A 7,409-nucleotide genomic window follows, 5' to 3' on the forward strand; every position below is an offset into this window, starting at 1 on the left:
TTTCCGGGTTTATGTGCCATCAATCCTCCGTGGTCAAACGGCCCGCTTGGCGCAGACCTCCCACACAGCCCAAACTACAGGGGACAATCGAATAGTAACATACGCGAAAAACCGCGGCAACGGATTGGATGGGAGAATGAAATCGCGCATGCGTTCGCCCATCGCCGTTCTCGTCTTGGCCGCCGGCCTGACTTGTGCCTGTTCCAAGCCGATGGGGCGCGTGACCGTCGATACGCGGCCGCAAGGCGCCCAGGTGCTGGTCGGCGAACAGATTTGCAAGTCGTCGCCCTGTACGTTTTCGATGGCGCCCGGCGACTACCGGGTTGAGGCGGTGCTCGACAACTTCGAGAAAGCACGGACCGACGTTACCGTCACGGACAGCGGCAAGGATTACAAAACGATCCGGCTGATCCCGCTCGAACCGACTCCGGATGAAGCTAAGCGGCTACACCTCAAAGAACCGGCGCAGGTCGCGGAAGAACCGAAACGCTTTAAGTGAAATAGATCAATTAACCAAACCTGGTTTCCGAATAACATCCTCACCGAAACGCGCCTTCACGCGTCTACCAGCAGTGAAATGAGACTCCTCGCCGGATTCCTCCTCTTACTTACGGCATGGGCCGGAACCGGCCCGGAAATCCCGAAGACCGTTCCCGGCGAAGTACTCCAGCAATGGCTCGACGCCTTCAACTCCGGCGATCGCGCAAAGCTTTCCGCCTACTTACAAAAGTACGAGCCGCAACGCCTGGACCGCATTGACGACTCGCTGGGATTCCGCGAGCGAACCGGTGGCTTTACCTTGATTCGTGTAGATAAGAGCGAGCCCCTTTCGCTCGACGCGATCGTCAAGGAGCGCGAAGGCAGTAACTACGGGCGCCTCGAACTGGAGTTGACCGAAGGCGATCCGCCTATGGTCAAGCGTTTCGGCATTCACATCGTCCCCCGGCCGGCGGATCAACCCGAGCAGCCCAGGCTTACCTTCAACAATGCAGTCGAGGCGCTGGATCGACAAGCTGCTGAACTGGCCGGTAAAGACCAGTTTTCCGGATGTGTCCTTGTGGCCCGCGGCGGTAAAGTAGCCCTGGAGAAGGCATACGGTCTGGCGGACCGGGATCGCCACATAAGTAATACCCTCGATACTAAGTTCCGGATCGGGTCCATGAACAAGATGTTCACCGCGACCGCGATCCTGCAGTTGGCCGGAGACGGGAAAATCGACTTATCGGCGCCTCTTGGCAAGTACCTGCCGGATTACCCGAATCGCGACGCGGCGGCAAAAGTCACGATACGAGAACTGCTCAGCCATACCGGCGGCATGGGCGATATCTTCACGCCGGAGTACGATCAAAAGCGCTTACAGACTCGCGAGCTGAGCGACTACGTAAAGCTATTCGGATCGCGCGCCCCCGAGTTCGAACCGGGTTCCAAATGGTCTTACTCGAACTACGGCTTTGTCTTGCTTGGCGTGGTTATCCAAAAGGTCTCGGGAATGTCTTACTACGACTATGTCCGCAGGAACATCTTTGCGAAAGCCGGCATGCACGACACGGATTCCTTACCCGAATCGGAGCCGGTTCCCTTGCGGTCGACGGGCTACTTGCGGAAGGACGGTAAGTGGGCCGCCAACAGCGATACGCTGCCGTGGCGAGGCACTTCCGCCGGCGGAGGCTACTCAACGGTAGGCGATCTGCTCCGCTTCGCCGAGGCGCTTTCCAGCGGTAAACTCATCCGGCCGGAACTGTTCTCGCAAATGACTTCGGCACAAGAGGGCGAGGGCCACATGCCGCCCGGGATGCACTACGGTTTCGGCATGACGACCGCACCGGAACCCCAGGGTCCGAGGTTCGGACATGGCGGGGGCGCCCCAGGTATGAACGGCGAACTTCGCATCTATCCCAAGACGGACACCGTCGTCGCGGTGCTGGCCAACCTGGACCCCCCGGCCGCCACACGGATCGCCGATTTCTTCGATGAACGGATGCCGGTCGACTAAGACCGCTCGCGAGCGTCCGATCTCTTTAACCGTTTCGTCATTGCTCCGTCACCATGTCCGAGTAAATGTTGGTAGTGAGTATGGATTCTCCATTGCACTCTGAAGCGACGCCGGTATTTGCTCATGCCCCGTTGTTCGCCGATGCAATTGACCGGCTGCCGATCGCGTCTGCGTTCAAGCGGTTCGTTATCCCGCCTAAAATCACTCGTCTTTATCGCGCGTGCGAAGCCGCCGCGTCTCCGGTGCAATTCGCGGCAACGGTCCTCCGCGGACTAGACGTGCATTACGAAGTGAGCGAGGCCGACGTGGCGCGCATTCCACGAACCGGCCCCGTAATCCTCGTTGCCAACCATCCGTTCGGGATTCTCGAGGGCTTCATTCTGGTCGACATGCTCTCGCGCGTTCGCTCCGACGTGCGCATCCTGGCGAACTCCCTGCTTGCGAGCGTGCCCGAGATGCGCGCTGCGTTAATCTGCGTGGACCCGTTCGAACAGGCGTCCTCGGTAAGCTCCAACCGGAAGGGCGTGCGCGAAGCGCTTTCATTTCTGGCCGCCGGCGGCCTGCTGGTGGTCTTCCCGGCAGGCGAAGTTTCGCATCTCCAGATCCGCGAGCGTCGCATCGCCGATCCCCGCTGGAACCAGAACGTTGCGCGGTTCATCCGGCACAGTAAAGCCGTCGTCGTGCCGCTGTTCGTGAAAGGTTCCAACAGCGCAACCTTTCAAATCATTGGGATGATGCACGCGCAGTTGCGAACCGCCCGGCTGCTGCACGAGCTGGCCAACAAGGAACGAAAAACCGTAGAACTTCGGATAGGGCATCCCATTCGGTTTGACCCGCTGAGCAAGGTCACCGACGCCGAGCTCACGCAATACCTGCGTTATCGGACGTATCTGATGAAGAACCGGAAACCGCACGGGTTAGGGTGGCGGCCGGCGGTCCGGAGGTCGATTGCCGCGGCCGCGGATCCAGCGCTTATCGAAGCAGAGGTTACGCGATTGACGCCGCTAGCCGAATCCGCGGATCTGGCAGTCTACCTTGCCGCCGCCGGCCAGATTCCCGCGGCGCTGCACGAAATCGGCCGCCTGCGTGAAGTTACGTTTCGAGCCGCCGGCGAGGGCACGGGACGGGCGATCGATCTCGATCGCTTTGACCCGCACTACCGTCACCTCTTCGTGTGGGACCGCGCCGCGCGCTCCATCGCGGGCGCCTACCGCCTGGGCTTCACCAGTGAGCTGCTGCCGCGTTTCGGTATCGGCGGCCTTTACATATCGACCTTGTTCCGCTTCGAACCTGGATTCTTCGAACGCGTCGGCCCGGCCATCGAGTTGGGCCGTTCCTTTGTAGCGCCGGAATATCAGAAACAGTTTGCGCCGCTCATGCTGCTGTGGAAAGGCATCGGAGCGCACATTGCCGCGCATCCGGAGAACCCTATCCTGTTTGGTCCGGTGAGCATCAGCAATGAGTACCATCCGCTTTCGCGTTCCCTGATCGTCGACTTTCTGCAGCGCCAGAAATCGATCGACGACTTGGCTCCTCTGGTCGAGCCGCGCCAGCGCTTGCCTAAACATCGCCGCGGCGCCGATGACGAACTCGTGAAACGCATGCTGCACGATATTGACGACCTTTCGGCCGTCACCGGAGATATCGAGCCGGACGGCAAAGGCGTACCCGTGTTGCTCCGCCAATACCTCAAACTCGGCGGCAAGCTGCTGGGATTCAATGTGGACCGGGCGTTCAGCAATGCGCTGGACGGACTTATTTTGGTCGACCTGCGCGAGACGCCGGCAGCCATTTCCAGCCGTTATCTCGGGCGTGACGGCCTGCGGCGTTTTTTGAGCCATCATCGGGTTTTGAGCTACCATCGGAGAGCGAACGCGACAGCCGCCGCTTCAACTGTGTGAACTCCCCTCCCAGAATCGCCTTCCTCACCGACACCTATCACGAGATCAACGGCGTCGCGCTAACCAGCCGTCAGCTTGAGCTTTGCGCGCAGCAGCGCGGCTATCCGTTCCTTTGCGTGTATGGAGGCGACGCCGATAAGCGCGAGCAGCGCGGATCGGTCAGGCATGTGCAATTGAAGCGGGGCCCCCTCGCGTTCAATCTGGATAAGGGACTGCGGCACGACCCGGCGCTGTGGCGCTATATGCGCGATCTCACCGAGCAGATCGTCGATTTTCGCGCCGATCTGATTCACATCACGAGCCCCGGCGATGTGGGTGAAATGGGCGCCTTGATCGCGCATCAGCGCAAACTCCCGCTGGTGATCTCGTGGCATACGAATTTTCAAGAGTTCGGCGCTCAGCGGTTGCAGCGCTTGCTGGCGTGGGTTCCCCGGGCCCTGCGCGACCCGATCTGCCAGGCGAGCGAGCACCACATCATGCAAGCCATGATTCGTTTTTACAAACTAGGCCGCGTTTTGTTCGCCCCGAATGATGAACTCGTCGCGATGCTCGAACAGAGAACCGGACGCCCGGCGTTTCTAATGAAGCGCGGCATTGACGGAACCCTTTTTAACCCCTCCAAGCGCACCGTTCGGGACGGGATTTTCCGGCTCGGCTATGTAGGACGCGTGACTCCCGAAAAGAGCGTGCGCTTTCTGGTGGATATGGAACGGGCGCTGAACGCATTAGGGCTGCGGAACTTCCGTTTCCTGGTGGTGGGCGACGGCAGCGAGCAGGATTGGCTGAAGAAGAACCTGAGGTCGGCGGATCTTACCGGCGTGTTGCGCGGTGCCGCTCTCGCCGAAGCTTACGCGAACATGGACCTGTTTGTGTTCCCGTCGAAGACGGATACCTTCGGTAACGTGGTGCTTGAGGCTATGGCTTCCGGGGTACCTTGCGTGGTTACCGATCAGGGTGGACCTAAGTTTATTATCGACCACGGAACTACAGGCTACGCCGCGGCCTCGGATGAAGAGTTTATCCGGCGCGTAACGGAGATCATGATCGATCCCGAACTCCGGACCCGCATGAGTGCCGCCGCGCGGACGTTAGCCTGCCGGTCGTCGTGGGATGCGGTATTTGATGATGTCTACGCGGGCTACGAATTCGCCTTGCAGGAAGCGGCGCAAGCCCCGTTTCCGCCGGTTCCGATTTGTTAGACTCACGGCGAGGTTTCCATGCGTCGACTCCTTGTATTCCTTGCCGCACTTACTGCTTTCGCCGCCGATAACTCCTGGACGAAGCTATCCGATCTGAAGAGTGGAACGGAACTTCGTGTATATCGCACGGGTAACAAACCGCCCGTCGTCGCGGCGTTTGCGGATGTAAACGAAGACAATCTGATAGTCATTGTGAAGAATACGGAGACGGCGATCCCGAAAGACGAGATCGATCATATAGACGCGCGCGGCAAAGCCGAAAAGCCCACGATGAGCACGGAGACACACGCATCCGACGACCCGCCGCAGGTTGGCGCGCCCAATATCCATCAACAAGAGGGCTTAACAAGCTCGAGCTCGTCCAGTGTTTCTTTCGGCGGCGGTAAAGGCGACTTCCGGACTGTTTACCGCCGTAACTTAGCCGCGTCGAAACCTGCCGCTCAGTAACTTAGCGCATCGCGAGCGCGAATCAGTCAACATGGGAGTGACCACGTCCCTCTCCATGGATCGAGCAAACTCCTACGACTCACGCGTACGCGACGAGACCACCCGCTACGCATCCTGCCTCGAAGTCCATCGCCTTCCTCCCATCTTTCATTACTGGTCCGACCGTTATGTGCGCCCGAAACTGCAAGCGGCGGGTTTCGAAAGCCCGGACGGCATGTTTCGCGATTCGCTCCGGCGGATCTGCTTAGCCCCGGGCGCTGCTAGCCGTACGTTCCTTAGCGTCGGAGCGGGGAATTGCGACCTGGAGATCGAGACGGCCGCCTCTCTACGCTCACACGGTTGCGGCGATTTCACGATCGAGTGCCTGGAGTTAAATGGCGCGATGCTGGAACGAGGGCAGCAAGCCGCCGCCGCAGTTGGCGTGGCCGAGCACCTCCAATTCACCCAAGCCGATTTCAATCAATGGACGGCGAACCGCTCTTACGACGCGGTCATGGCCAACCAGTCGCTGCACCATGTGCTGAACCTGGAAGGGCTGCTCGACCAGGTGGAGCACGCGCTCACGCCGGACGGCTTATTCCTCATTTCCGACATGATCGGCCGAAACGGTCATCAACGATGGCCGGAAGCGCTGGCGATTGTGGAACAGTTCTGGAGGCGCCTGCCGCCCTCGTATCGTTACAACCAGGCGCTGGACCGCTATGAGGAGATGTACCAGAACTGGGACTGCGCGCAGGAGTCGTTCGAAGGTATTCGCGCGCAGGACATCCTCTCGCTACTGCTCGACCGTTTTCACCCCCACGCGTTCATAGGATTCGCCAACGTGATCGACGTGTTCACGGATCGGGCTTTCGGGTTCCATTTCGACGCGGAAAGGGGGTGGGACCGCCGGTTCATCGACGAAGTGCATCAGCGCGACGAATTGGAGATCCGGACCGGCCGCCTGACTCCGACGCACATGGTTGCAATCTTCGGCAGGAATCCGGCGGCAAGCCCGCAATGGAATCCGGAGCCCCGGAAATGCGTGAGGCGGCCTGACGCGCAGGTTGACGTGAATCGGGATGTCAGTCCATACGAATGGCATTCGTGGCCGCATGCCGCTGAGGCGCAGCTCGAGATCGTTTGCGGGTATCTCGCTCGCAGCCGGGCCGCATGGGAGAAGGTGACCCGGCTAGAGTTCGACTTAATCGAGCGCACCGAGTGGGCGCGCCGCCTGGAAGCGCTGGCCGACGAGAGGGCGCAGTGCGTCGTTCGCCTGGATCAGGAACTGCGGACGCGTACCGAGTGGGCGGCGAAACTTGACCGCGATCTGGAAGAGCGCGCCGCTATCATACTTGCGCTCCAGCGGGAGCTCGAAGAACGAACGGAATGGGCGCGCAGCCTGGAGCGTGAGAGCGAGGCGCGGGGCGCGAGGGTGCGGCAGTTAGACCGGGAACTCGAAGAGCGGACCGCATGGGCGCGCCGGCTCGACGGTGAACTGGACCACGAGCGCGGCATCCGTCAAGCGCTTGAAGCTGAACTGCGCTCGCCGCGGCGGGTGGCGTCGCGCATCATTCGGTTCGTCCGCGATCGGATTCTTCGACGCCGGAGCCCGCGTTAACGGTCGAAAAACCCGCTTGCTGACGCGCGCGGCTCAGTAGGCTCTTAGTACGTTCTCGTCCGCGAATCGGATTGGCGCAGTAGTAAGTTACCGAGCCGCGACGGTCACAGAGCGGTTACTTCAAGGAGCTTCTATGGTTGCCCGGCGGCATGACTAAGTGCCGCTGTCGCCTGATCGATAACACCGGCTTCACGCGTCAACGCCGCGGCGGCGCGAGGAATCTGCGACTGGGCTAAGTCCCAGTCCTTGCGATCCATCGCTTCCAGAAC

The 7,409-nt window shown here is 60.4% G+C and carries 6 protein-coding genes; all 6 read left to right on the top strand.

Features of this window, described 5'->3' with window-relative positions; all coding sequences use genetic code 11:
• Positions 1 to 148: 148 nt before the first annotated feature.
• The 6 genes from H1Y01_RS03490 to H1Y01_RS03515 all read left to right on the top strand — a co-directional run bounded on the left by H1Y01_RS03490 (position 149) and on the right by H1Y01_RS03515 (position 7,140).
• Complete coding sequence (locus H1Y01_RS03490) at positions 149 to 499, top strand: PEGA domain-containing protein (RefSeq protein WP_180538825.1); 351 nt, start codon at positions 149 to 151, stop codon at positions 497 to 499.
• Positions 500 to 577: 78 nt separating this feature from the next.
• Positions 578 to 1,993, top strand: coding sequence for a serine hydrolase domain-containing protein (locus H1Y01_RS03495; protein ID WP_180538827.1), 1,416 nt, complete (start codon positions 578 to 580; stop codon positions 1,991 to 1,993).
• 92 nt (positions 1,994 to 2,085) lie between these two features.
• Positions 2,086 to 3,894 (top strand): lysophospholipid acyltransferase family protein, encoded by a 1,809-nt coding sequence (locus tag H1Y01_RS03500; protein WP_180538829.1) that lies wholly within the window; start codon positions 2,086 to 2,088, stop codon positions 3,892 to 3,894.
• The gene (locus tag H1Y01_RS03505; RefSeq protein ID WP_180538831.1) at positions 3,891 to 5,093 is read left to right on the top strand and encodes a glycosyltransferase; all 1,203 of its coding nucleotides are present in this window, start codon (positions 3,891 to 3,893) and stop codon (positions 5,091 to 5,093) included. Before H1Y01_RS03500 ends, H1Y01_RS03505 begins: the two co-directional genes overlap by 4 nt.
• Positions 5,094 to 5,111: 18 nt before the next feature.
• Positions 5,112 to 5,540: a hypothetical protein gene (locus tag H1Y01_RS03510; RefSeq protein WP_180538833.1), complete on the top strand. Its 429-nt coding sequence runs from the start codon at positions 5,112 to 5,114 to the stop codon at positions 5,538 to 5,540.
• 31 nt (positions 5,541 to 5,571) lie between these two features.
• Positions 5,572 to 7,140 (top strand): class I SAM-dependent methyltransferase, encoded by a 1,569-nt coding sequence (locus H1Y01_RS03515; RefSeq protein ID WP_180538835.1) that lies wholly within the window; start codon positions 5,572 to 5,574, stop codon positions 7,138 to 7,140.
• The last annotated feature ends 269 nt before the right edge of the window (positions 7,141 to 7,409 follow it).

The organism is Nevskia soli (assembly GCF_903970205.1).
Classification (GTDB): domain Bacteria; phylum Acidobacteriota; class Terriglobia; order Bryobacterales; family Bryobacteraceae; genus Bog-113.